The organism is Streptococcus sp. 2021WUSS126 (assembly GCF_044427255.1).
Taxonomy (GTDB): domain Bacteria; phylum Bacillota; class Bacilli; order Lactobacillales; family Streptococcaceae; genus Streptococcus; species Streptococcus hashimotonensis.
In genome coordinates this window covers 1-26,300 of record NZ_JAOTGI010000004.1, presented here as the reverse complement: position 1 = coordinate 26,300, position 26,300 = coordinate 1, and the positions used below count along the sequence as shown (strand labels likewise).

26 protein-coding genes are annotated in these 26,300 nt (G+C 41.5%); 8 read left to right on the top strand and 18 right to left on the bottom strand.

The window, feature by feature from the left end:
* The first annotated feature begins 2 nt into the window (after positions 1 to 2).
* The 3 genes from ODU39_RS02930 to ODU39_RS02920 all read left to right on the top strand — a co-directional run bounded on the left by ODU39_RS02930 (position 3) and on the right by ODU39_RS02920 (position 2,955).
* Positions 3 to 1,655: an FAD-dependent oxidoreductase gene (locus ODU39_RS02930; RefSeq protein WP_398579898.1), complete on the top strand. Its 1,653-nt coding sequence runs from the start codon at positions 3 to 5 to the stop codon at positions 1,653 to 1,655.
* Between the two features lie 108 nt (positions 1,656 to 1,763).
* Positions 1,764 to 2,315 carry a DUF1836 domain-containing protein gene (locus tag ODU39_RS02925; protein ID WP_398579899.1) on the top strand — a complete coding sequence of 184 codons (552 nt, stop codon included), beginning with the start codon at positions 1,764 to 1,766 and terminating at the stop codon, positions 2,313 to 2,315.
* Entirely contained in the window at positions 2,305 to 2,955 is a 651-nt protein-coding gene (locus ODU39_RS02920; protein WP_398579900.1) for a hemolysin III family protein, read from the top strand. The genes ODU39_RS02925 and ODU39_RS02920 overlap by 11 nt, the downstream gene beginning before the upstream one ends.
* Positions 2,956 to 2,988: 33 nt before the next feature.
* Here ODU39_RS02920 and ODU39_RS02915 read toward each other — a convergent pair whose 3' ends face one another.
* From ODU39_RS02915 to ODU39_RS02850, 14 genes are all read right to left on the bottom strand, one after another.
* On the bottom strand, positions 2,989 to 3,999 hold the full coding sequence (locus ODU39_RS02915; protein WP_398579901.1) for a YdcF family protein: 1,011 nt from the start codon (positions 3,997 to 3,999) through the stop codon (positions 2,989 to 2,991).
* A 2-nt stretch (positions 4,000 to 4,001) separates the two neighbouring features.
* A complete protein-coding gene (locus ODU39_RS02910; RefSeq protein WP_172080318.1) occupies positions 4,002 to 4,775 on the bottom strand; it encodes a ribonuclease HII in 774 nt (257 codons plus the stop codon).
* Positions 4,762 to 5,613: a ribosome biogenesis GTPase YlqF gene (ylqF, locus tag ODU39_RS02905; RefSeq protein ID WP_044762865.1), complete on the bottom strand. Its 852-nt coding sequence runs from the start codon at positions 5,611 to 5,613 to the stop codon at positions 4,762 to 4,764. The genes ODU39_RS02910 and ylqF overlap by 14 nt, the downstream gene beginning before the upstream one ends.
* A gap of 99 nt (positions 5,614 to 5,712) precedes the next feature.
* The gene (locus tag ODU39_RS02900; RefSeq protein WP_002936504.1) at positions 5,713 to 6,201 is read right to left on the bottom strand and encodes a YkgJ family cysteine cluster protein; all 489 of its coding nucleotides are present in this window, start codon (positions 6,199 to 6,201) and stop codon (positions 5,713 to 5,715) included.
* A gap of 279 nt (positions 6,202 to 6,480) precedes the next feature.
* Complete coding sequence (locus tag ODU39_RS02895) at positions 6,481 to 7,155, bottom strand: Maf family protein (protein ID WP_398579902.1); 675 nt, start codon at positions 7,153 to 7,155, stop codon at positions 6,481 to 6,483.
* 51 nt (positions 7,156 to 7,206) lie between these two features.
* Positions 7,207 to 9,321 (bottom strand): cell surface ecto-5'-nucleotidase Nt5e, encoded by a 2,115-nt coding sequence (nt5e, locus tag ODU39_RS02890; protein ID WP_398579903.1) that lies wholly within the window; start codon positions 9,319 to 9,321, stop codon positions 7,207 to 7,209.
* Positions 9,322 to 9,451: 130 nt separating this feature from the next.
* Complete coding sequence (locus ODU39_RS02885) at positions 9,452 to 10,723, bottom strand: dihydroorotase (RefSeq protein WP_398579904.1); 1,272 nt, start codon at positions 10,721 to 10,723, stop codon at positions 9,452 to 9,454.
* A gap of 39 nt (positions 10,724 to 10,762) precedes the next feature.
* Positions 10,763 to 11,416, bottom strand: a complete 654-nt coding sequence (locus tag ODU39_RS02880) for a uracil-DNA glycosylase (RefSeq protein ID WP_398579905.1) — start codon at positions 11,414 to 11,416, stop codon at positions 10,763 to 10,765.
* A 9-nt stretch (positions 11,417 to 11,425) separates the two neighbouring features.
* Positions 11,426 to 12,352 (bottom strand): glycosyltransferase family 2 protein, encoded by a 927-nt coding sequence (locus tag ODU39_RS02875; RefSeq protein ID WP_253221293.1) that lies wholly within the window; start codon positions 12,350 to 12,352, stop codon positions 11,426 to 11,428.
* 108 nt (positions 12,353 to 12,460) lie between these two features.
* Positions 12,461 to 13,093 carry an orotate phosphoribosyltransferase gene (gene pyrE, locus ODU39_RS02870; RefSeq protein WP_014637891.1) on the bottom strand — a complete coding sequence of 211 codons (633 nt, stop codon included), beginning with the start codon at positions 13,091 to 13,093 and terminating at the stop codon, positions 12,461 to 12,463.
* A 137-nt stretch (positions 13,094 to 13,230) separates the two neighbouring features.
* Positions 13,231 to 13,557: an inorganic diphosphatase gene (locus tag ODU39_RS02865; protein WP_398579906.1), complete on the bottom strand. Its 327-nt coding sequence runs from the start codon at positions 13,555 to 13,557 to the stop codon at positions 13,231 to 13,233.
* Positions 13,550 to 14,245, bottom strand: coding sequence for an orotidine-5'-phosphate decarboxylase (gene pyrF / locus ODU39_RS02860; RefSeq protein ID WP_398579907.1), 696 nt, complete (start codon positions 14,243 to 14,245; stop codon positions 13,550 to 13,552). The genes ODU39_RS02865 and pyrF overlap by 8 nt, the downstream gene beginning before the upstream one ends.
* A gap of 164 nt (positions 14,246 to 14,409) precedes the next feature.
* Positions 14,410 to 15,351 carry a dihydroorotate dehydrogenase gene (locus ODU39_RS02855; RefSeq protein ID WP_205014797.1) on the bottom strand — a complete coding sequence of 314 codons (942 nt, stop codon included), beginning with the start codon at positions 15,349 to 15,351 and terminating at the stop codon, positions 14,410 to 14,412.
* 9 nt (positions 15,352 to 15,360) lie between these two features.
* The gene (locus ODU39_RS02850) at positions 15,361 to 16,134 is read right to left on the bottom strand and encodes a dihydroorotate dehydrogenase electron transfer subunit (RefSeq protein ID WP_398579908.1); all 774 of its coding nucleotides are present in this window, start codon (positions 16,132 to 16,134) and stop codon (positions 15,361 to 15,363) included.
* Positions 16,135 to 16,348: 214 nt separating this feature from the next.
* On the opposite strand from ODU39_RS02850, the gene ODU39_RS02845 reads away from it, so the two are divergent.
* The 5 genes from ODU39_RS02845 (at position 16,349) to glgB (ending at position 23,044) form a co-directional block, all read left to right on the top strand.
* The gene (locus tag ODU39_RS02845; RefSeq protein ID WP_012775137.1) at positions 16,349 to 17,260 is read left to right on the top strand and encodes a LysR family transcriptional regulator; all 912 of its coding nucleotides are present in this window, start codon (positions 16,349 to 16,351) and stop codon (positions 17,258 to 17,260) included.
* A gap of 163 nt (positions 17,261 to 17,423) precedes the next feature.
* Complete coding sequence (locus tag ODU39_RS02840) at positions 17,424 to 18,551, top strand: glucose-1-phosphate adenylyltransferase (RefSeq protein WP_002935156.1); 1,128 nt, start codon at positions 17,424 to 17,426, stop codon at positions 18,549 to 18,551.
* 12 nt (positions 18,552 to 18,563) lie between these two features.
* Positions 18,564 to 19,679, top strand: a complete 1,116-nt coding sequence (gene glgD / locus ODU39_RS02835; RefSeq protein WP_024385258.1) for a glucose-1-phosphate adenylyltransferase subunit GlgD — start codon at positions 18,564 to 18,566, stop codon at positions 19,677 to 19,679.
* 8 nt (positions 19,680 to 19,687) lie between these two features.
* Positions 19,688 to 21,133, top strand: a complete 1,446-nt coding sequence (glgA, locus tag ODU39_RS02830; RefSeq protein ID WP_024385259.1) for a glycogen synthase GlgA — start codon at positions 19,688 to 19,690, stop codon at positions 21,131 to 21,133.
* Between the two features lie 72 nt (positions 21,134 to 21,205).
* Entirely contained in the window at positions 21,206 to 23,044 is a 1,839-nt protein-coding gene (glgB, locus tag ODU39_RS02825; RefSeq protein WP_398579909.1) for a 1,4-alpha-glucan branching protein GlgB, read from the top strand.
* A gap of 127 nt (positions 23,045 to 23,171) precedes the next feature.
* Here the strand turns inward: glgB and ODU39_RS02820 are convergent, their stop codons facing one another.
* The 4 genes from ODU39_RS02820 to ODU39_RS02805 all read right to left on the bottom strand — a co-directional run bounded on the left by ODU39_RS02820 (position 23,172) and on the right by ODU39_RS02805 (position 26,117).
* Positions 23,172 to 23,972 carry a transporter substrate-binding domain-containing protein gene (locus ODU39_RS02820; protein ID WP_024407163.1) on the bottom strand — a complete coding sequence of 267 codons (801 nt, stop codon included), beginning with the start codon at positions 23,970 to 23,972 and terminating at the stop codon, positions 23,172 to 23,174.
* Positions 23,973 to 24,143: 171 nt separating this feature from the next.
* A complete protein-coding gene (locus tag ODU39_RS02815; protein WP_079254971.1) occupies positions 24,144 to 24,953 on the bottom strand; it encodes a transporter substrate-binding domain-containing protein in 810 nt (269 codons plus the stop codon).
* Between the two features lie 200 nt (positions 24,954 to 25,153).
* Complete coding sequence (locus ODU39_RS02810) at positions 25,154 to 25,621, bottom strand: 8-oxo-dGTP diphosphatase (RefSeq protein ID WP_044683955.1); 468 nt, start codon at positions 25,619 to 25,621, stop codon at positions 25,154 to 25,156.
* A gap of 13 nt (positions 25,622 to 25,634) precedes the next feature.
* Positions 25,635 to 26,117 (bottom strand): GNAT family N-acetyltransferase, encoded by a 483-nt coding sequence (locus ODU39_RS02805; RefSeq protein ID WP_169051057.1) that lies wholly within the window; start codon positions 26,115 to 26,117, stop codon positions 25,635 to 25,637.
* Positions 26,118 to 26,300: the final 183 nt, after the last annotated feature.

The window sequence follows — 26,300 nt, the reverse complement described above, 5'->3', positions numbered from 1 at the left end:
AAATGAAAATTGTTATTGTCGGTGGGGTTGCTGGCGGTATGTCTGCTGCTACTCGTCTGCGTCGTCTCATGGAAGATGCTGAAATCATTGTGTTTGAAAAAGGACCATACGTTTCCTTTGCCAACTGCGGTTTACCTTATCATATTTCTGGGGAAATAGCAGAGCATGATAGCTTATTACTCCAAACGCCAGAAAGTTTGAAAAAACGCTTTAATCTAGATGTCCGCCCTTTCCATGAAGTCATTAGTATCAATGCTGACAAGCAGACTGTTACAGTGAATACTCCAAACGGTGACATCATTGAAAGCTACGACAAACTAATCCTATCACCAGGTGCCAAACCTGTCATCCCAAATTTAAAGGGAATTGAAGAAGCTGAAAATCTCTTCACACTTCGGAACGTACCTGATTTAGACAAGATAATGACCAAGCTAGACCAAATCAAGTCTGGTCACGCAGTTGTTATCGGTGCAGGATTTATCGGTCTAGAAATGACTGAAAATCTTGCCTTAAAAGGCTTAAAAGTCACTCTTGTCGAACAGGCTCCTCATGTATTACCTACTTTTGACTTGGAAATGGCACGTTTTGTTGAAGCAGAGCTAACAAGTAAAGGTGTCAAAGTAATCACAGGGCAGTCTGTCACTGCTTTTCGTGAAAAGGGTCAAGTAGTCGAACTTTCTAATGGACAGACCCTATCATCTGATGTAACTATTTTATCAGTTGGTGTTGCTCCCGATAGTCAACTGGCTAAAAATGCTGGAATCAAGCTAGGACTTCGAGGTGGAATACTCGTAGACCAAAACTATCAGACCAATAAAGATAATATCTACGCCGTTGGTGATGCCATTGTAGTTAAACAAGAAATAACAGGACAGGATACCTTGATTTCATTGGCCTCTCCTGCTAACCGTCAGGGAAGACAGGTAGCTGATGTCATTGCTGGATTCGCTCGCACTAACAGAGGCTCAATCGGTACTGCTATCGTCAAAGTCTTTGATTTAGTGGCAGCATCAACTGGTTTAATCGAACGTACCGTTCAATCACTCGGTTATGAATATGCCGTCGTTCATACAACTGGAAAGGACCATGCTGGTTACTATCCTGGTGCGACTGATATTGTTCTGAAACTGATTTTTTCTCCTATTGACGGAAAAATCTTTGGTGCACAGACAGTCGGTCAAAAAGGTATTGATAAGCGGATTGATGTCCTTGCCACTGCCATCAAGGCTGGACTTACGATTGAAGATTTGCCAGAACTAGAATTGACCTACGCCCCACCATTTGGTTCAGCCAAAGATCCTGTCAATATGATTGGATATGCTGCCATGAACATCGCAGAAGGCATCAGTCAAAATGTCCAATGGCACCAACTAGACGAGGAGCTAGCAAACGGCAAAATCTTGTTAGACGTCCGCAATCCTGGTGAGGTCGCAAATGGGCAATTCAAAGAATTCATCCATATTCCTCTGGACCAACTCCGTGAGCGGCTAGGAGAACTAGACACTTCAAAAGAATACATTGTCAGCTGTCATAGTGGACTTCGTTCTTATATAGCTGAACGGCTCTTAAAAGAAAAGGGCTTTAAAGTAAAAAATCTAGATGGGGCTTACTCCCTTTACAAGATGGCACTACCTGAAAATCTTATCCTTCCATAATAACCAGACCTTCTGTATTTACTTGTTACAGAAGGTTTTTATTTGACATTATATAAACAATATCATACAATCTAGTTGTCAATACTAGATAAAAGAGAGTATACAATCATGAAACAGACCATCCCCTACTGGCATGAATTACCTGATCTAGATTTGTATTTGGACCAAGTTCTGCTGTATGTTAATCAAGTAGTCAACTCTCAGGAAAGCCTTGAACAGAAGAGTTTATACTCAATGAAAATCAACAGTAGCCTAGGAAATGAAGCTGATGATAGGACTGGGGTTCATCAAGGCAAGTTGACAAGGGATAATGTTGATTTTCGAAGGGTATTAACTGCTGCAATGATCAATAATTACGTTAAACACAAACAGATTGAGAAACCTGTTAAGAAAAAATATCAAAAACAGCAAGTTGCCCGCTTGATAGCCTTGACTATCTTAAAAAATGTCTTTTCCATTCAAGAAATCAGTCAGACCTTAAATCTTCTTCTCCACTCGAACAACTCTGAAACCTTATACAATCATTTTGTTGACTGTATGCGAAACGAGGAGAGCGATGAAACGCCTGAAATCATTCGTTATGCCTGCCAGTCTGTTAAACTATATTACAAAACCCGTCAACTCACTATGGAGTTAGAAAGGAGTCACTATGAATCCTAGTTTGAAATTGAGCCTGAAACTATCCTTTGGAGAGGAGGTTGCTAACAGTGTCACCCATGCAGTCGGAGCCCTGCTTATGTTGGTCTTACTCCCCATTACTGCTATCCATTCTTTTCAAGATTATAACGTGACTGCTGTGGTCGGCATGACTATCTTTGTCATCAGCCTCTTTCTCATGTTCCTATCCTCCTCCATCTACCACTCCATGCCCTACGATTCTACTCACAAATACATCCTAAGGATTATCGACCACAGCATGATTTACATTGCTATCGCTGGAAGCTACACACCTGTTGCCCTATCCTTGGTCGGTGGTTGGTTGGGGTATCTAATTGTTGGTTTACAATGGGGATTAACTATTTTTGGCATTCTCTATAAAATTTTCGCCAAAAATATCAATGAAAAATTCAGCCTATTTCTCTATCTCTTTATGGGCTGGTTGGTTGTCTTTATCTTGCCAGCTATTCTGCAAAAGACTGGACTTGTTTTCGGAATTTTGATGCTGGCTGGTGGTTTATCTTATACTATTGGAGCCCTCTTCTACGCCAAGAAAAAGCCTTATTTCCATATGATTTGGCATCTCTTTATCCTACTAGCTTCAGCACTTCAATATATCGCCATTGTCTACTTTATGTTATAAGAAAACAGCTTCTAGAAACCTAGAGGCTGTTTTTTAATGCATTAAACTGATGATCACTCCAATCAGATAAAGGGCTGACACGATGCTCAAAAATACCAAATGCGCCTTTCGGCTCATGACCACATAGCCAACAAATTCCCGAATGAAGGCATTAAGGCTAAAGTAAAATCTGGTTTTTGCGCCGTAGCCGATACATTTGATTTTCAATTGTCGTGCCAATAGCAGAGCTCTGAAAACGTGATAGTAATTGGTTACAAGGGCAAAGCGACCACCAGGTTTCATCAGGGCATAGGAAAATTTCAAGTTTTCCTCGGTATTGGTTGATTGGTTTTCTATCACAATATCTTCCGCAGGAATCCCCTGTTCCAAGGCATAGTTAGCCATAGCCTGTCCCTCTGCCAAGAGTTCATCAGGCCCCTGTCCGCCTGACATGATGAGCTTGCTGCCAGGATGTTTCTTGTAGATCGCTATGCCTTTTTCAATCCGCGAAGCCAAAAGTGGTGTTACCTTGTCACCAATCAAGCCAGCACCTAAGACCACCACATAATCAAGCTTGCCTGGGAAAAGATTGACCAAGTTGACAAAGCTAGACGTGGTATAGAGCATGCTGATGATAATGGCATAGGACACCAAAAAACCAACGTAGACGAACAACATGTTGAAAAAGCTGATGCCTGAAAGGGATTGAACCACAAAGGGAGCGATGAAGAGATAGAAAGTCAGGGCGATCGCCAGTCCCATGGATAGGAAATTATGGAATCGAACCCCTTCTCTCTTCAAAATCTGAAAGCCATTTAGATAAAGCGTGAAAAGCAGGACAAATGGACCACTTAACAAGGCTAAAAAAAGCACCATAGCCACGGCTATAGCCAGCAAGCGCAAGATTTCATTGTTTTCGAGAATGCCTGTTGAGATTATCCATGCCAAGGACCAGACAAGGATGTTCAAGGCAAACAGTGAGATAAAAATCGACCGCCGCTCCCAGAAATAGACGAGAGCAAACAAACCGATAGCCGCTAAAAATAAGCAGAAAAAGACTGTCAAGACTAGTTTCCCCCTGCTACCATAGACTTAATGGGCTCAAAGGTTTTGCGGTGAATGGGCGTGATGCCTTGCTTGTTCAAGCCTTCCAAATGCTCTGCCGTTCCATAACCAGCATTCTTGGCGAAGCCGTAGCCTGAGAACTCCTTGTCATAATCCGCCATCATCTTGTCCCGCGTCACCTTGGCCACGATAGAGGCCGCTGCGATAGACAGACTGTTGGCATCCCCCTTGATGATAGAGGTTTGCGGTATGGAGGTGTCCAACTTCATAGCATCGATTAACAAGTGGTCTGGTTTTTGGCTCAACTGCCCTAAAGCCTCCAGCATGGCTAACTTGGTCGCCTCGTAGATGTTGACCTGATCGATGACAGCTGCATCTTTTATCCCCACACCGACTGCCACCGCTCGTTCCATGACCTCTTGGTAAATGGCCTCGTGCTTGGACTTGGGGATTTTCTTGGAGTCGTTGAGGTAGCGGATTTTGAACCCTTTGGGCAAGATAACCGCCGCAGCCACCACAGGACCTGCTAGAGGCCCCCGGCCGACTTCGTCTATCCCAGCGATTAACTCCACACCATTTTCATAAAGGGCTTTTTCGTAACATAGCATAGCTTCTAAGCGTGCGTCTTCTGCTGCTTCTTTTTCCAACTCCTTTTGGCGTTTCTTGATGGCAGCCTGGACCCCTGCTCGCACGTCCTGAGCCAACTCTGACCAGACAGGACTATCTAGACTGTCCACCTGAGCCAGCAGAGCAGTCACTTCCTTAATCGTTGCCATCTAAGTCACTCACCTTATCCAATGTATAGGTGCCCAAACGCCCGTCTCGAACGTCCTTGACAAATAGACTATAGAAACGGTCATAATCATCACGGAAGCCCAATTTCTTGGTCCAGTCCATAATGAGTTCAGGCGTTTCCTGCTCCAAATCCATGCCCTTGAACCGCTCTTGTAGGCGTTCTGGATAGTTGGCCTTGAAATAGTCCAAACCAAAAATAGTGACCTCGTCCATAGGCAAGAGCTGGTCCTTAATCGCACCAGTCAGAGCCAACTTAAGTCCAACTTCCTGGTCCTCAAATTTAGGCCAGAGAATACCTGGTGTATCAAGGATTTCAAGGTCCTTGTTCGACTTGAGCCACTGTTGGCCCTTGGTCACACCTGGTTTGTTACCGACAACGGCAATTTTCTTTCCAGCCAGACGGTTCATAAGGGTAGACTTGCCAGCGTTTGGAATACCGATAATCATGGTCCGCAGAGTTTCTTTTTGAATTCCTCTTTCGCGGAGGCGTTCAATCTTGTCTTTCATCAAACTCTTGGCTGCGTCGGTCACCTTTTTCACCGTCGCTTGCTCTTTTGAGTTGATGGCAAGGGTACGGATGCCTTGACCTTCAAAGTAGCTCTGCCATTCTTTGGTACGAACAGGGTCAGCCAAATCGACCTTGTTGAGAATCATGAGCTTGGGCTTGTCGCCAACAATCTTGGTCAGCATAGGATTTTGGCTGGATAGGGGCAAGCGGGCATCGACCAAAATAGTCACGAAATCAACGTGCTTGATGTTCTCCTGCACCTGCCTGCGAGCTTTTGACATGTGGCCCGGAAACCATTGAATTGTTGCCATGGGGTCCTCCTAAATATAATTCATTGAAAAAAGCCGTAAAAACGGCTTTGTTTTTTATTATTATAGCAGAAAATCAATATTTTGTCTTTCTTGTTCCTCTTAAATTCTTTCACGTAACTTTTCGACAAAGAGATAGGCTGCGGGACAAATCAGAGTATTTTTTATTGTTAAATTGTTGATTTGATAAATCTTCTTGCGGTCAGTATGCGGAAATTCTCGACAGGCTTTGGGACGAGCATCATAGATACTACATAGATTATCGCCTCCAAGGAAGGGACAGGGCATGGATTGAAATACCTTATCTCCGTCCTCATCCACACGCAAGTACATGTCCTCAAAAACTGGAAGTTTCATGCGCAAATGCTTGGCAATTCGGGTAATATCTGCTTCTGTAAAGAGCGGTCCCAACGTTTTACAACAGTTGGCACACTCTGTACAGTCGATTTCAGAAAATACTTCGGCATGAATATCTTGAACAATTCTATCCAAATTTTTAGGTGCTTTTTTCTTCAAATTTGCTAGAAATTTTCGATGTTCTCCTTGCTTCTGCTGGGCCAATTGCTTGTATCTTTCAATGTCGACGGTCATAAACTCTCCTTTTCGACCACTATTATACCACAAACTAGCTATTGAGCTCTGCTATTTTTCAAAATGCTGAGCTAAATTATAGCATCACTTAATAAGGTTAGTGTCAACATCTCAGCGCAGTGGTTGATTGGCAGATTTGTTCGCGTTTCACACTCCAAATCTGACCGTTACGACTGTTGCGAACAAAGTTCGCTCTATCTCCAACCTCAAACTGTCTCCCAGACAGTTTGAGCTGTGCGGGGGTGGGAGTGAAACAGTCTGGGAATAGACTGTTTCAGCTCAACAACTAGAAATAAAGACTTGTTTGACGAACTCTTTTTTCCCACTCCCAAAAATCCTGCGCGAAACTTCTGCTACAGGTAGACCAATAATGGTGTGAACATCCCCAGAAATACCTGCTACAAAGCGTGGGTCAAGCTCCTGAATACCGTATGCACCTGCCTTGTCGAGTGGTTGTTTATCATGGATATAGGACTGAATCGCTTCTTCCAAGGCTGGATAATAGTCGACAAAATCAATCTGTGCAACCGTATAAAAAACATCCAGTGAGTGACTTGTCCGTAGGCAGACAGATGTTACAACGTGATGGCTCTTTCCAAAATAGGAACATAACATGGTTTCAGCTTCTGTCAAATCTTGAGGTTTGTTAAAAATTTTCCCATCTGACACGACGATTGTATCCGCAGAAATGTAGAGATGGCCAGTTACCAAATCCATGTCCGATTTGGCTTTGGAAATTTCACAACAGGTTTTTGCAGCTCGAGTGAGAAAATCATCTGTAGCGAATTGTTTCATAAAATGTTCTTCGATACCACGCTCATCCACTTCAACTGATGCGATTTGTGGTTGTAAAAATCCCAATAATTGTTTACGACGTGGGGAGTTGCTAAGCAGAACATAAGAACTAATCTGCTCACGATCCCCCTCTTTTTGATATTGAAATACAGTTTGCATGTTTCCTCCAGTCAAAAACAGAGTCCGAAGACCCTGTTTTCAGATGATTGATTAATTTTCTTTTCTACGACCTACTGCCATGGCCAGTCCTGCAAGACCTAAACCAAACAGGCTGAGCGTCAGATTCATCTGGTCACCAGTATTTGGCAAGACTCCTGCTTTTGTAGTTTTTACTGGACTTGCTACGTCTGGTTTTTTATCTCCTACTTTCGGAGAATCAACTGGGACCTTCTTATCCGTTGCTGAAGTATTTTGTACTTGATTAGATGGTGAATCTGTATTTTCGGCTGGAACAGTTTCTGGATTTGATGCTGGATTTTCTGGATCAGTATCCAATAAAATCTCGATAAAGTCTGGGTAGCCATCTTCATCCGTATCAATGCTTGAATTTACAGGAATGATACGTGAATATGGGTTGACAACCTCATAAGCTGATAAGTCAGCTGTCTTTAGGTATTCAGCAAAGACGCTGTCCATTGAAGGACCTTCTTCACGTGCTCCGCCAAGCATTGTGTAGCCATCACCACCAGCAGCAAGGAAGTCATTTGTTGCTAAATAGTACGTTTTTTCAAGATCCAAGGCGTCATATTCGCCAGTCTCTGGATTAAGAATACCGATAAGAAGAACACGTTCTTCTACAGGAAGAGTTGGATCGTAGAATACATTTGCTCCTGAAATGTGTAGGAATCCACCACTAGCTTCAAAGAGTGGCATACCATTTCCATCTAAAAGCATCTCGCCAGTTTCTGGATTCACTTGCAATGTAGATGATAAAGACTTGGTAAACATATCATAAATTTGCTGACCAGTCACAGTGATTTGAGAAACAATGTTACCAAATGGCAAGACTGCAATAATATCACCTTTTGTAACAGGCTGATCTTTAGCAATTGTTGCACGTAGACCACCACCGTTAGTCACAGCAAGGCTAGTTTTGTTTGAAAATCCTGTTTGACCATAGGCATAGATTGCATCTGTCACTGCATTCCCCAAGTTGGTTTCACGAACACGCACGTTTGAGCGGTCTCCGTTTAATTCCACGGGGTTATTTTCAATAACTACTTGAGCATTTTCAGCTTCATATTTTGCTTTAATTTCATCAACCAAGGCTGCGATTTTAGCATTTGGCGTCACATTTTTAGTATCCGCGGCAGAAATCAAACTAGCTTCACCCAATAATTTATCAGATTTCAAGGTTACTTTACCGATATTGTTCAAGTAAGAGCCTGTTTGATTATAAGTAACGTTATCTCCATAGGTAGTCGCTTCTACCGTGTGGGAATGACCATCGATAACAATAACACGTTTACCAGCTAATTTACTATTTTTAGAAAGTGCTTCAGCTAGAGTTGAACCTCTCCATTCAACAGGCGTTGTAGAATCGACACCTAGGTGAGCTAGAATGATATAGTTCTTGTAAACACGGTTATCTGCTAGAGCACGTGCTTCCACTTCGTCAATCACTTTATTGACTTCTGTGACTGGGTCGGTAAATGTTACTCCCTCAACATTTTTCGGATGGGTTTTTGTAGCAGTTTCAGGTGTTGTTACACCGATAACTACAAATTCATCACCTACAACAGTTGGAGTTTTATCGACGATAGTTGAAGCTTCAAAAACACGAGCGCCATTAACGTAAGTGTTAGCACTCAATAGCGGGAAGTTCAAGGTTTCCTTGTACTTGATTGCTTGATCCATCCCAAAGTCAAATTCATGGTTACCAACAGCCATTGCATCATAGCCGACTTGGTTCATGATATTGGCGCGGTCTTCACCTTTTGTAGAGTTGGAAATTGGAAGTCCTTGGAAGGCATCACCAGCATCTACTACAATTGTATTCTCTACTTTGGCACGTTCTTCTTCAATGACTGCCGCAGCCTTAGCGTCACCGATGACATTCTTTTCTTCAAGAATGCGACCGTGAACGTCGTTTGTGTGGATAATGACTGCCTCTACTGTTTCTTCTGCAGCAGGGACAACAGTTTCCTCCGTTGCTACGTTTTCAACTGACGTTGCTGGTACCGTAGCAGTTGCATCAGTCGTTGCTGGCTGATTGGTTGTGGTAGCTGCAGTCGTTGTCTCAGCAGCTTGTACTTGTTGAGCTAAAACAAATGGAGCCAACAAGAGTGTGGACATTACAGGCAACAATAAATCTTTCTTTTTCATAAATTAACCTTCCTTTGGTGTTACTTATAGTACTATTATACACTTTTTAACAAAAAACAAAAACATTAAAATCGCTTACATGTCAAAAAGGTTCGAAATAAGCGAATTAGCTATCTAATCCGCTCATTTCCTATTTACCAAATACTATTTGTCCATTTGCAATGGTGTAAAGGACCTGTCCTTTCAGACTATCACCAACAAACGGAGAATTAGCAGACTTCGAGGCAAAATCCGCTGTGACCAACCGATTTGCATTTGGGTCAAAAATAACAAGATCAGCTGGGCCATTTTCAGCAAGATAGCCAGCATCAAGACCATAGAGCTTGGCTGGATTAATCGTCATTTTCTCCAACAATTGCACGAGTGTCAGATGCCCTTCTTCTACCAGATGCGTCAAACCAAGTGAAAGCGAGGTTTCCAAGCCTGTCATTCCTGATGGGGCCTTTGTGAGATCTTCTATATTTTTCTCATCTGCGTGATGAGGAGCATGGTCCGTCGCAATGACAGAGATAACACCAGATTTCAACCCATCAATCACAGCCAAGCGATCACTTTCTAATCGTAGTGGAGGGTTCATCTTAGCATTGGCACCTTTTGTTAGAAGTAAGTCCTCAGTTCGTGAAAAATGTTGGGGTGCTACTTCTGCCGTGACGTTTGCTCCGAGACCTTGAACAAATTCAACCACCTTGACCGACTCGGCTTTGGATAGATGCTGGATATGAACACGCGCACCCGTTTCATAGGCAATCATGACATCGCGAGCGACCATGCTGTATTCTGCTACGCCAGTTGCTCCACAAACATGAAAATGTTTTTCAGCTACTTGCTCGTTTAGTCCCAAGACACCATTCAGGTCAGGGTCTTCTTCATGCAGACTGATGAGACAGCCCTGCTCTTTGGCTAATTTCATAGCTTTTCTAACCACGCCAGCATTTGTCAAAGGAATACCGTCGTCCGAAAAGGCCACCGCTCCAGCTTCTAGCAAAGCAGGAAAATCGGTCAGGTTTTGCCCATCGAAATGATCTGTAATGGTTGCCACACTATAAATGTGAATAGCTTCTTTTTTAGCGGAATCCAATACTTCTTTTAAGGTTTCAACATTTGAAATCGTCGGATTAGTGTTTGCCATCATGACAACAGAAGTAAAACCACCCGCTGCTGCAGAAAGAGCTCCTGTATGAATATCTTCTTTATGGGTCTGACCTGGCTCCCGAAAATGCACATGAACATCGACCAAACCAGGAGCAACGACTAATCCTGTCGCATCAATCACTTCTTGCTCAACATCTTCTGAAATAGACTCCGCAATCTTAACAATCTTACTTCCGTCCATCAAGATGTCGCAAACCTTGTCTAAACCGGATTGCGGATCCAATACTCGACCATTTTTCACTAATAACATTCATATTCTCCTTTGTAGTACCAAAGCCATTACTATCTACTATCGCAGCCAATCAATTCCTGTTCTGCCTTGTGAAGTCAAGTAGGCATTTGCTTGTGAGAAGGGCTTGCTTCCAAAGAAACCTCGATAGGCTGAAAGAGGGCTTGGATGAGCAGATTCGATAACCAGATGTTTTGGATTGGTTATCAACGCCTTTTTCTTGCGAGCATAAGCACCCCAAAGAATATAGACGACAGGCTGGTCTAAGCTATTGACCACCTTAATAACAGCGTCCGTAAAAGGCTCCCAAATTTGCCCTGCATGTCCATTTGCCTGACCTGCTGGAACAGTTAAACAAGCATTGAGCAAAAGCACACCTTGTTCCGCCCAGGCTGTCAAATCATGATCTTGTTTGACGCCAATATCATCCGTCAATTCTTTTAAGATGTTTTGAAGAGATGGCGGAGCTGGTACCGAGTTCGGAACAGAAAACGACAAGCCCTGTGCCTGACCAGGTCCGTGATAGGGATCCTGTCCCAGAATAACTACTTTAACCTCTTCCAAATTCGTTGTTTGAATGGCAGCAAATACCTTCTCACGAGGCGGATAAATGGTTCCACCAGCATAAACATGATCTAAAAACTGATTTATTTTACCAAAATAATGCTCTGGCAACTGCGCCTTTATCAATTCGTGCCAAGCTGAATGTTCCATAAACTGCTCCTAGTTTGAACTTTTCTCTTTAACAATATAAATCGGACGTTTCTTCGTTTCCAAGAAAACTTTTGCCAAATATTTACCGAGAATACCAATGGTCATCAACTGCAGACCTCCCAAAAATAGGATGATACAAATAGTCGACGGCCAGCCAATTGTAGGATCTCCGAACACCAAGGTTTTGAAAACCACAAAAACCATTAGAACTAGCGACAACAGGAAGGTGAAGAAACCTGTATAGGAGGCAATATTCAAAGGTGTATCTGAAAAATTGATGATTCCTTCAATAGAATAAGAAAGCAATTTCCAGAAAGACCAACTAGTTTCACCAGCGACCCTCTCAACATTTTCATATGGCAAGTATTCTGTCTCGAATCCAACCCAGGCAAAAATTCCTTTTGAAAAGCGATTGTATTCAGACACAGATAGAATAGCATCTACCATGTGACGACGCATGAGACGGAAATCACGGGCACCGTCTACTACCTCGACCTGGCTGATTTTATTCATCAATTTGTAGAATAATTTCGCAAAAAAGCTACGAATCGGTGGCTCACCATCACGACTGACACGACGGGTTCCAACGCAATCTAAATCCGGATTTCCATCCAACATAGCCTTCATTTCCATCAACATTTCAGGTGGATCTTGCAAATCAACATCCATGACAGTCACTAGCTCACCTTGCGCAGCTTGTAGACCTGCATAGAGAGCAGCTTCTTTCCCGAAATTCCTTGAAAAGGAAAGATAGCGAACAGCTCGGTCTTGACCAGAAAATTGGCGTAAAACCATTAATGTCCTATCCTTTGAACCATCATTGACAAAAATATACTCAAATTGTTCCCCCATCTCCTTACGAACTTTCTCCATAGCATCGTAAAAATAGGGAATTGCCTCTTCTTCATTAAAACAAGGCACGATAACTGAAATCATGTTCTTCTCCTCATACGGTCAATTATTGTATTCTCAAAATACGTTAGAGACTATTATACCATTTTACAGGATAAGTTCCCAGAAATCGTGCGTAGGCTCGTTTTAAATCTAGTCTTCCTGCCAAGTTTCTTGATTTTGACGGAACTTTTTAAGCAGATTCAAACCATCTGCATTGATATATCCCTGTACTTTTGCGACTTTGATTAATTCTGAATAATTGCTGAGCGTCACCAATTTCACGCCAGCATTGTCAAAATTACGGTCTGCCTTTGGCAATTCATATGTGAAAATAGCTACCACACCAATAACGTCAGCGCCTTCACGCTCAGCTGCTGCTACGGCATCTAGAACAGACCCTCCAGTAGAAATCAGGTCTTCAACGACAACCATTTTTTGTCCTTTGACGATGCGACCCTCTAATTGATTCCCTGCACCATGGTCTTTTGGTTTGCTACGGATATAAGCAAATGGCAAATTCATCCGATCTGCAATGATGGCACCATGTGGGATACCTGCTGTGGCAGTTCCGGCAATCACCTCAACCTCAGGAAATTCCTCTTCAATTCGTTGAACAAAGCCATCTTCAATCAGATTTCGAGTTTCAGGATAAGATAGTGTAATACGATTATCTGTATAGATTGGGGATTTGATACCTGATGCCCATGTAAATGGCTTTTCAGGACGCAGATGAACTGCCTTAATATCCAATAAGTGAGATGCGATTTCTGTTGCTAGTGTCATAATAGACCTCCTTTTAAATGCGTGCCTTCTCTACATGACCATCCCGCCGAATAGCCTGTCACTCCTAAAGTATTGGTTCAATCTATGAACCCTACAAAAAACTATATTTATCCCTGTTGAATTCTTACAAATTTCTCCTAGTTCACCATTTCAATCCATGAATCAAAATACTGTTCAATGAAATTGGTTTTCTCTTTTATTTCTGTCACGGTAAGTTTTTCATCAAGACCTGTCAGAACCCATTTATCCTCAACATCATCTCTACGATGGATAATCGCGACCAATTTCCCCTCGAAAGCTGTCAAAGGCTGCCGAACATCTTTGGAAATGATGTAAACATCTTGTTCTTCACCATCTCCAGCCAATAGATTTGGAACGTAGCCGTAATTGATGGGGTACTGATTGCCAAATTTATCAATAAACCCGATAGGTCTATCGATGATAACCTGATAAACCTTATCCACGATTCCACTCCTCTTTAATAGACAAATAGGTCTGGTAAGGATGGTCGGCTCTCGTAATCGGGCGACCTACTACGATGTAATCACTACCGATTCGAGCAGCATCTACTGGTGTCATAACTCGTTTCTGATCGCCTACTTCACCGCCAGTCGGACGAATCCCTGGCGTCAGGCACACAAAATCAGAACTTGTAGCATCTTTAATCAAAGCCACCTCATGCGCTGAACAAACCACCCCATCAAGACCAGCTTCTTGTGCTCTTTGAGCATAGTGAACAACCGCTTCCTGCAAACTAGTCTGAATATTCTGGTCTGTTCTCATCTGCTCCTCTGAGGTAGAGGTCAACTGAGTGACCGCTATTAAAACAGCATCCTTACCCAATCCCCTTCGTGCTGACCGCATCATCTCAACACCACCAGCAGCGTGAACGTTAGTCATATCCACACCGAGTTTTGCCAAGACTTTCATAGCAGACTCGACGGTATTAGGAATATCATGCAGTTTCAAATCTAGAAAAATACTGTGACCGCAGCCTTTCAAATAATTGATAATACCTGGTCCCTCCGCATAATACAACTCCATTCCAACCTTTACATAGAGTTTCTCATCTGGTGGGAACTGTTCCAGAAAAGACTGAACTTCTTCTTTACCTGCAAAGTCAAGGGCAATAATTGGTCTTGTTTCTTTCATAAAATCCTTTCATTTACACAAAAATCCCTGCCAAATCGGTCAGGGATGTGCACGAATTCAGCTTGAAAATCACCTTTCAAGCCTATTACATGACACCTTCCTAGCCTCTCTGGACTTAGTTAAAGGAGATATTTTCTTTATATTACTCTTTTATTTTACCTTTGTCAACGCTTACCCAAGCTATGTCTGATTTCTCGGCGTAAACCTTCCAAACTATCAATACCATAAACTTCCATGCGTTTTGGCAAGTCTTGAATAATCTTTGGACAAGCAAATGGGTCTGTAAAGTTGGCTGTTCCTACCCCTACGGCTGAAGCTCCTGCAACCATCATCTCTATGGCCTTGTCCGCCGTATCCACACCACCCATACCAATAATCGGTAAATCAGTCATCTGAGCAACCTGACGAATGAGTTTGAGAGCAACCGGAAAAACTGCTGGACCTGACATTCCTCCTGTACCATTTGCCAAGATTGGTTGTCGAGTTTTGAGATTGAATCGCATACCAACCAAGGTATTTATCATCGTCAAGCCAGTCGCTCCAGCATCCTCAGCAGCCTTGGCCAACAAGGTTATGTCTGCCACACTTGGTGTCAGCTTAACGTAAACAGGGACAGATGAGGCTTCGACTGCTGCTTTTACTGCTTGATAGGCTAATTCTGGTACCTGTCCAATCAAGAGACCATTATTTCCGTGGTCCACATTGGGACAGGAAATGTTCAGCTCGATAGCTTTTACGTTTGGAGCCTTTGAAATTTTTCCTGACACATAGGCATATTCTTCATTAGAAAAGCCAGCCACATTGGCAATGATAGGCAAGTCTGGAAAATGCTGTTCCAACCAGGGGAGTTTTTCGGATAAGACTACATCAATACCTGGATTTTGAAGTCCAATGGCATTGAGCATACCTGCTGGTGTCTCGGCTACACGGGGAGTCGCATTGCCATAACGAGGATGACGGGTAGTCGCCTTAATCATAATGGAACCAAGCTGATTAAGGTCATAATAATCTGCATACTCCTGACCAAAACCGAAGCAGCCAGAGGCTGGAATGATGGGATTTTTCAAGTCTAAGCCTGGTAAGGAAATCGCTAATCGTTTTGTCATTTCAACCTCCTATAAAATCAGACTACCAGTTGTAAAGACTGGACCTTCCTTGCAGACACGCTTGTTCTCGTGTTCTTGTCCCTCTTTGGGTTTGACAACACAGGCATAGCACGCCCCCATCCCGCAAGCCATCCTAGCCTCCAGTGAAATGTAGGCATGAGGATGGTCCTGAAAGCGTTGATCAACATAGTTCATCATAGCAGGCGCCCCACATGAGTAAATGGCAGCAAACTCGTTTGTCAGCTGTTCAACGACCGTTGCGACATTCCCCTTACGTCCATAGGAACCATCATCCGTTGTGACATAGACCACCCCGTAGCTTGCCAGTTCCTCTTCCAAAATGACAGCCTCTTTGGTGGCAAAGCCAATGACTGACGTGACTTTGGCGCCACGGTTCGCCGCCTGTTTCGCCACTTCCACCAAGGGAGGAACACCGATTCCTCCTCCAATGATGAGAATGCGGTCATCTTCTTTGAGAAAGTCTACTTCAAACCCTTTCCCAAGCGGTCCCATAACATCCAAATACTGCCCAACAGTCATTTTCGAAAAGACTTCCGTCCCTTGACCTTCCACTCGGTAAATAATCCGACATTGAGCCTTATTCCTATCAATCTCGGAAATAGATATTGGTCTCCGCAAGAGCATGGAATCATCTGGGACACGAATATGGATAAACTGCCCCATTTTCATATCTTGGACCATATCCCCCTGCAAGGTCATAGCAAAAATTCGCGGCGCTAGTTGGACTTGGTCCACCAGTAACATCCGTTCTTTTAAAATCATCTTTTCTCCTATTCTATATAACAATGACACAGAAAACAAGAAAGTCGATATAGAGAAAAAAACCTTGCTGGCTAGCAAGGTTACACGAAAAGAAGGCAGCATTTGCCCTATTTATCACGTTCCCTTCTTCGCCTCTCTGGACTCAGTTAAAGGATATATTCTCAGCATTATACATTTTTTAGAATAATTTGTCAAATCATGTTACAATAGAGGTATGAGAATCCAACAATTATACTATATTATCAAAATTGCAGAAACAGGCAGTATGAATGAGGCTGCCAAGCAACTCTTCATTACCCAACCCAGCCTTTCCAACGCTGTACGAGACCTGGAAAAAGAAATGAAAATTAAAATCTTTTTCCGTAATTCTAAGGGCATTACCCTGACAAAGGATGGCATGGAGTTTCTTTCCTACGCTCGTCAAATTGTTGAGCAGACCGAACTATTGGAAGACCGCTATAAAAATCCGAATGCAAAACGCCAACTATTTAGCGTCTCTTCTCAACACTATGCCTTTGTCGTCAACGCCTTTGTCTCGCTTTTGAAAGAAACTGAAATGGAAGATTATGAACTCTTCCTACGTGAAACACGGACCTGGGAAATCATTGATGACGTTAAGAATTTCCGCTCAGAAATCGGAGTGCTTTTCCTCAACCATTTCAACCGTGATGTTCTGCTGAAACTTTTGGATGACAATCGACTATCCTATACAACTCTCTTCACTGCCAAACCACATGTATTTGTCAGCAAAACCAATCCTTTGGCACAAAGAAAGTCAATCACTCTCGATGATTTGGTAGATTTCCCCTATCTCAGCTACGAGCAAGGTATTCACAACTCCTTCTACTTTGCAGAAGAAATTCTAGCCCAGGAACACCATAAAAAATCGATTGTCGTATCTGACCGTGCCACACTCTTTAATCTCTTAATCGGTCTGGATGGCTATACAATCGCAACAGGTATCCTCAATTCAAATCTTAACGGAGATAATATTGTATCCATTCCTCTGGAATTTGACGATGAAATCGAATTGGTCTATATCCAACACGAAAAGGCATTGCTGTCCGACATGGGAGAAAAATTCATCAATTACCTACTTGAAGAGGTAAAATTCGACCAAAAATAAATACCATTTTATATAGACAAACAAAATACAATATGTTATGATACATTTATGAAAGACGTTGAAAAGAAAAATGAAAATAATTCATTTTTCTTTAAGGAAACGCTTTCATTTTTTTATACTCTATGCTATAATACATGTATCATATATATTAAGGAGTGGTTAGATGGCTCAAAATAAAATGTTAGCTATGATTCTCGCTGGTGGACGTGGAACACGTCTAGAAGGGTTGACAAAAAAAGTCGCCAAACCAGCGGTCGCATTTGGCGGAAAGTACCGCATTATTGACTTTCCTCTCAGTAACTGTGCCAACTCAGGTATTGATATTGTCGGAGTTTTGACTCAGTATGAGCCTGTTCTCTTGAACTCATACGTTGCTCAGTCTCAACGTTGGGGGCTCGATGTACAAGGATCTGGTGTCTTTGTATTGCCACCGAGTGAAAAAATCGAAGGTTTCGGACTTTACAAAGGTACAGCCGACGCTATTACACAGAACATTGATTTCATTGATCTTCACGATCCAGAGTACGTATTGATTTTGTCTGGTGACCACATCTATAAGATGAACTACGACAAACTCCTTGATACACATATTCAGAAAAAAGCAGATGCCACGATTGCGGTTATCGAAGTTCCAATCAAAGAAGCTTCACGTTTTGGTATCATGAATACGGACGAAGATTACCGTATTGAAGAATTTGAAGAAAAACCAGAAAATCCTAAGAGCAATTTGGCATCAATGGGTATCTATATCTTCACTTGGAAGACCTTGAAAAAGTACCTTCAAGAAGATGACAAATTGGACACTTCATCTCACGATTTTGGGCATGACATCATTCCGAAATACTTAGAAGATGGCCGCACTCTCATTGCCCATCCATTCCGTGGTTATTGGAAAGACGTAGGTACCGTTAACAGCCTCTGGGAATCCAATATGGATTTGATTGATCACGCTGGAGATTTGGACCTTTCTGATCGCTCATGGAGAATCTATTCAGAGGATAAGGGATCTCCTGCCCAAGTCATTGGTGCGACTGCAACTGTTAAATCTGCCTATATTGATAAAGGAGCAGTTATTGATGGTACAGTAGAACATTCTGTTATTTCAACAGATGTACAGGTCAACCAAAATGCCGTCGTAAAAAATTCTGTCGTCCTGCCTGGTGCTATTATCGGCGAAGGTGTTGAGCTTGACTACGTCATCGTCGCTGAAAATATTAAAATTGCTGACGGAGTTAAACTCACAGGAGACATCGACCATATCCTCTTGATCGACAAGAATGTAACCAAGTAAGAAAGGACTGCTATGCTAAGAAATACTCTCGGAATTGTAAATATTGAAGGAAACAACGTACATTTTGGTGATGTGATGAAGCACCGTGGCGTACAAGCTTTCGGTTTCTTAGGTCGTTATCGCCTAATTGACTTTGCTCTATCCAATATGTCAAACTCTGGAATTACAGAATTCCAAGTGTACATGCCTGCCGAAATGCGTTCAACAATTCAGCACGTTGGTACAGGAAAACACTATAATATCAACAGTAAACGCGGTACCCTTCGCTTGCTCAATAGCGCAACAGACCCAAATAGTGTCTATCGTCACGATATTAATGCCTTCACAGAAAACATCCACTACATCGAAAATTCTACAAAAGATTATGTGCTAGTTGCTCCATCTTACTTCATCTATAGCCAGGATTTTTCAAAAGTCATGGATGACCATATCGCAACGGATGCTGATATTACCGTTCTTTATAAAAACGTTTCAGATGCTAAAGAAAATTTCATCGGCTGCCAAACTCTCAAATTTGGTGAAGACCGTCGTATCGTAGCTTTTGAGGAAAACCATGGTAAATATAAAAACCGTCCCGTTTCCCTTGAAGCCTACATTATGAAACGGACTACATTTATCGACTTGATTAAACGTGCTAACAAAGTGTCATCTCTCTACTGGTTAAAAGATATTTTACGTGATACAGTTGACCAGTACAAGATTATGGGCTATGCACATCGTGATTATGTCGCATGTATCAATACGACTGCTTCCTACTTCAATACTCAAATTGAATTGATCGACCAAGATACCCGCAAACTCCTCTTCAAACATGATTGGCCAATCCATACCCAAACAAGTGATAGCTCACCATGTTTGTATGGTCCATTGGCAGAGGTCAAACGTAGCCTAATTTCAAACGGGGCAAACATCAATGGTCAAGTCGAAAATTCAGTCATTGACCGCGATGTTATCATCGAAGAAGGCGTTGTTATCAAAAACTCAATCATTCTCAATGGCGTGACAATCAAGAGTGGGGCAAATATTGAAAATGCAATTATCGATAAAGCAACTAAAATTATTCACCCAATTGACATCAAGGGAAGCGAAACTTCGCCTTCATACTTGAAACCACACCAAATCATTTAGGAGCTAACATGACAAAAAAATCTGTTCTCTTTGTAGCATCCGAGGGGCTTCCGTTCATCAAGACTGGCGGATTGGCTGATGTTATTGGCTCTTTGCCAAAAGAATTGGTAAAACAGGGTTTAGATGTCCGAGTCGTTCTACCACTCTACAAAAAAATTGCAGTAAACAATCACTCTGATTTCGATTACGTATCAAGTTTTGATGTGCGGGCTGGCGACATCCAATCTATGGCAAATGTTTACAGTCAGGTTGTTGATGGAGTAACATTCTATTTTATTGAGCACCGCGATTTCTTTGAACGCGATGAACTATATGGATATGACGATGATGCCATGCGTTTTGGCTATTTCCAACATGCTACATGTCGTCTGTTAGAAGCGCTTCATTTCTTCCCGGATGTCATGCACACACATGACTGGCACACTGCTGCCCTTCCATTCCTTTGCCGTACTTTCTATAGCTACCGCGAAGAATTCCGCAATATCAAGCATGTATTCACTATTCATAACTTGGCTTTTCAGGGGATTTTCCATAAACAAGCGCTTTGGTCAGCGCTTGGCATGGACTATAGCTACTATTTGGATGGTATTGCACGTTTTCATGATGAATGTATCAGCTTCATGAAGCTTGGTATCCTATACGCTGACAAGGTTACTACAGTTTCTGAAACTTATGCTCGCGAAATCCTAACGGAAGAATTCGGCGAAAACATGCAACATGTACTAGAGTTGCGCAAATATGACTTGGTTGGCATTGTCAATGGTATCGACTATGATAGTTGGGATAGTCAAACAGACCAGTACCTTGTGAGAAATTATAGTCTTGAAACGATTGAAAGTAAAAAGGCTAATAAACTGGCCCTGCAAGCACAATTTGCCCTTCCACAAGATGAGAATGTCCTATTGATAGGTATCGTCTCTCGTTTGACATGGCAAAAAGGGTTCTATCTCTTGACCGAGGTACTTGGCCATCTTCTTCAAGCCCATGTCCAATTTGTTATCTTAGGCAATGGTGAGGAAGACATTGAAAATGCCTTTAATCACTTTAAACACGCTTATCCTGATAAATTTGCATTCTACCGTGGTTACAATGAACCACTTGCCCACCAAATTTATGCAGCAAGCGATCTTTTCCTCATGCCTTCTATGTTTGAACCATGCGGCATTAGCCAGTTGATTTCAATGCATTACGGAACACTCCCTCTAGTGCGTGAAACAGGTGGCTTGGTTGATACTGTAGCACCATACAATATGTCTACCAAAGAAGGAACTGGTTTTAGCTTTGGAGGGCGTGACGCTTACAATATGCGACAAGTCTATGATTTAGCCCTTCAAACCTACTATGATCGTCCCGATGACTGGCATGCCATGGTTGAACAAGCTATGAAGCGTGATTTTAGTTGGACAGCTTCGGCAGAGAAATACATCTGGCTCTACCGTGAAATTAGTGGTTAGGAAATAAGATGAAAAAATAAACTGAATCGGAGTGGGACCCTAGTCCACTCCTTTTCGGCAATGGAGATTGCTATGACAGAATTTACTGACCTAGATTTATATTATATGAATGCTGGTGAGCATACCACTCTTTACGAAAAAATGGGTGCTCATATTATAAAAGAAGGAAACAAAATTATCGGAACCCAATTTCGTGTCTATGCCCCAAATGCCAGAGAAGTATTCTTAGTTGGCAACTTTAATGAGTGGCAACGCAGTCACTCTATGGAGCGTGAAATTGATGGTGTGTTTCAACTTTATGTAGACGGATTAAAATCCCTTGAGGATTATAAATACCTGATTATCACACACGATGGGCGTGAAATATATAAGGCTGACCCTTATGCATTTTTCAGCCAAGTTCGTCCAGACACTGCCTCTACAACCTACAATTCGCGTTATAAATTCAAAGATGACCTCTGGATGTATAATCGTGTTAACTATGATTTTAAAGAACAGCCAGTATCCATCTACGAGGTGCACTTAGGTTCGTGGAAGCAAAAATTTGCTAATAAGAATGAAGGAGGAGCTCCTGTAGAAGCTTTCAATAGTTATAAGGAAATTACTCCACTTCTCATCGAACATATCAAGGAAAATAACTACACACATATTGAATTATTGCCAATTACCGAGCATCCTCTCGATGCGTCTTGGGGCTATCAGGTAACAGGCTACTACAGTCCAACTAGTCGCTATGGCAAGCCAGATGAACTTAAGTATTTAGTTGACCAATGTCACCAAGCAGGAATCGGAGTGATTCTTGACTGGGTACCACTTCATTTCTGTAAAGATGCTCATGGGCTCTACCAATTTGATGGTAGTTGGCTATACGAATACTCCTACGAACAAGATCGTGAAAACCACCAGTGGGGGACTGCTAATTTTGACCTTGGAAAAGGACTGACTCGTTCTTTCCTTCTTTCTAATTTAAAATACTGGTTGGAATATTTCCATTTTGATGGCATCCGTGTTGATGCACTATCTTATCTCCTCTATTGGCGCGGTGAAACAGATGAAGATAAGATAAATCATGCCGCTATTGACTTTATCAAACGTGTCAATGCCATGGTCCATACTGACTATAAGGGAGTCCTGATGATTGCTGAAGACTCTTCAAGCTTCCCTAAAGTCACACATTCTCTAGAAGATGGTGGTATTGGATTTGATATGAAATGGGATCTGGGCTGGATGAATGATACACTAAAATTCGTGGAACGCCCTGCTATTTATCGAAAATATCACTCAAATGAAATCACTTTTGGTATGTACTATAACCAAAACGAGCAATTCTTACTACCACTTTCGCACGACGAAGTTGTTCATGGGAAGCATTCCATTATCGAGAAGATGAATGGCGACTACGAAGATAAGTTCCATCTGGCTCGAGTCTACTACAGCTTTTACTTTGCCCATCCTGGAAAAAAATTACTCTTCATGGGAAATGAATGGGGTCATATCCGTGAATGGCACGAATATACAGAAATGGACTGGGGACTGCTACAATTTCCAATCCACCATTCTTTCTATCAAATGATGAAAACATTATCTACTTTCTATAAAGAACATGATGCTTTCTGGAAATATGACTACCAAGCCTATGAAAAAGGATTTAATTGGGTAAAAATAGATGAAGAAGCAAGCCTGTATGCTTTTTCTCGCACTAGTGATGAGCAAGAAATCTTGACCATTCATAACTTTAATGATCAAGAACTATTTGATGTACACTTGGATTTGCCAGCTGACAGCGAATATAAACTTGTCTTCTCATCTAATGCTATTCCAATGGACACATTTAGCCTCTATCCCGATGAAAATGGAGCTAGAATTACTGTACCACGTTTGACCAGTTTTTATCTAGAGCGTGTGAAATAATTATCTGTAAAAAATGGAGTATTGAACTGACCCAAATTTTCTGTCTAACTTTTGGGGTGTGGCTCACTTACTCCATTCTTTTTTGCATGCAAAAACAACCATCGTTTCCGATGATTGTTCATTTCTCTTATTCAACACTTGTATATGTTGCAGCTTTCTCAAGGAAAGTATCAAACTCACCACTTGCTTTTACTTCTGCGATAACCTTGTCTATCGCAGTTTTTAGTTCTGTACTACCTTTTGGCAAAGCAATGACTTTCGAATTCTCATCAATCGTTGGAAATTCAACGGATGCAACGGCTAAATCTGAATTCTGTGAAACATAACCAGCAGCAACTGGAGAATCCATTAAAATAGCATCAACTTTTCCTGATTTGAGCTCATTTACAGCTTCACCCATCAAGGTTAAAGAAATGAGGTTAGCTTGACTAATATTTTCCTGTGCGTAGGCTTCCTGTGTTGACCCCTTTTGTACCGCAAGAGTCTTCCCGCTCATAGCATCAATTGAAGTGAGTGAATTGGCGCTATCTTTTTTGATAAGTAAGACATCAGAAATTTGATAGTAACTTTCAGAGAAATCAAAAACTTTTGCACGCTCTTCCGAATACGATAGACCAGCAATTGCAATATCAGCTTTGCCATTTTGAACGCTAGACAATACATTGTCAAAACTCATTGCTGAAACTTCAAGCTTGACCCCAAGTTCGTCGGCTATTTTTTGAGCCAACATCATATCTGCACCAACAACTTCATTCTTTCCATCAACTAGTGCCTGAAACTCAAATGGAGCATAGTCTGGACTAGTTGCCACTACCAATGTACCTTTTTCTTTAATTTTATCTAATGCAGATTGTGATGACGTCGAAGAACAAGCTGCCAATGTCAGTCCTGCTAAAACTGTTGCTGCTAATGCCAAGATTTTTTTCATATTTCCTAACTACCTTCTCTTTATTTTAATAAAATATTTATTCTAAAAAACACAAGCTTATTGATTTTCATTGTATTTTCTTGCGGTTTTTCAGAATGTATTCTCATTTTAATTCATTTTTATACATTTGTCAAGAAAATGTTGTTTTTATTCACTTTAATTGTATAAAATTTAATTGTTGGCAATGGATAATTCATAGGCTTCTTGAACAAATTGATCCATCTGTCCAGATTCCACTAGTTTTGTAATGACAGAGTCAACTTTTTCCTTTAAGGCTGTACTTCCTTTTGGCAAGGCAATAGCATAGGCATCTGAATAACTACTTTTTATCTCAGTATCTAAAATAACCAAATCATCATTTTTGGCAACATAGGCTTTCGCAATCGGCTCTTCAAAAATAACTGCTTCTACCTTCTGTGATTTTAATTGATTAATCAACTCTCCGTTCGAAGCTAGAGCGATAACCGTGGAAGATGGAAGCTGTTCTTTAACGATTTGTTCTTGAATAGAACCTTTTTGTGCTCCTATATTTGCCTCAGCTAGAGAATCAAGCGATGTATATTGTGCCAGATCCTCTTTATTTATAATAACTTTATTGGTTGAGGTGTAGTAAGGAATGGAAAAATCATACACTTTTGCACGCTCTTCAGTGGCTGAAATTCCTGAAATGGCAATATCCGATTGCCCTGACTGGACATTGTTCAAAACATTATCAAAACTCATCGCTGAAAATTCGACTTCTACACCCAATTCTTGACCAATGGCTTTTGCAAGCTCAATGTCAGCTCCAACGATTGTATCTTTGCCATCAACCAGTGTTCTAAACTCAAATGGTGGAAATTCTGGATTCAATGCAACAATTAGTTTTCCCTTTTCCTGAACATCCTTCAAAGAAGTATCTTCTTGAGTAGCATTTCCACTACAAGCGCTTAGGGTCATCGTTGCTAGTAAAACCAAGCCTGTCATAATATATTTTTTCATCATCATATTCTCCTTTAAAATAATCCTGTGCATACTTATACCGTTTTTTTATATAAAACATCGGACTTTCATTGTAGTAAAATGCATATTTTTTCTCCTTTTTTGAAAGATAAAAACATTTTATGTCATTTTTATACATTTGTCGACTTATTTATTGTATTTTTATTCAAATAACATAAAAAAGAAGCTATTTCTAACTTCTACCTAAAATTCTTATCCCACTCTCCATCTTCATTTTTTCTAGTATAAAAGAACTCGGACAAATCTGGCTCATCCATGACTTTCAGTATTTCTAGCAAATCATAGGCCAAATCCATCTGAGGCAGGTCCGACTTCTCGACCCAACGCACCTCACCTTCTTCAGTTGATCGGATAGCTCCTGTAAACTCTGTTGCCTTATAGAGAAATACAATGTAACGATGCCCTTCCTTGTCCGGCCAATGCTTTATTCCGACTAATCGTGCATTTGCAATCGTCAAGCCAGTCTCCTCAAAGACCTCACGAACAACCGAATCATGGAAATTCTCGCCTTCTTCAATATGTCCACCTGGAAAGGCAACACCAGACCAACGATAGCGTTCTGGCTCCCTAATTTGCACAACGACTTTCCCTTCCTTGTCTTCGATTAGACACATGTTGGTCAAAGTGACCATTTCTTTTCTAGCCATTTTCTCTCTCTTTCTATTTTAAAATCATTCTGTATTCTGTACGTTCTGCACCTAAATTGACCGTTTTTTTGACACCATCAAATCGGAAGCCCACTTTTTCATAGAAGGCAATGGCACGCGCATTCCCCTCCAATACCCAGAGAGTAACTGTTTCGTAGCTCTGCAATTTTTCCAAAGCTGCCTGCATGAGCTGGTAGCCTATCTTCTGATCATAATAGTCCGCCAAGACATAGAGGGCGTAGAGCTCCCCTGCTCCTGGCAAATCCTCCTGACTAGACGAGCCGTAACATGCAAAGCCAACCACCTTATCATCCATCACAGCAATCAGGATATTCTGAGGATACCGAACCGCCCAGTCTTGACAGCGTTCTAAGGTGTAAGTATTCTTTAAAAATTCCTGAGGTAACAAGTCAGCATAGGCTTCCTGCCACGATTTCCAATGAACATAGGCCTTACCTAGCATTTCACTTTCCGTTTCCAGTGGTTTAATCATCATCTCGAGTACCTCCGAATTTTTTCCTCTAGTATACATCAAAAAACAAGTTGGCACAATGATATACTCCCCTTATAGTGGACAGTGAAAAAACAAAAATTTTCACTAGAAACTATAAAGGGAGTTTTATTATGTCCAAAAGAAGTCCAAAGTCTGTCTCTGAGAAACTAGAAATTGTTCTACTCC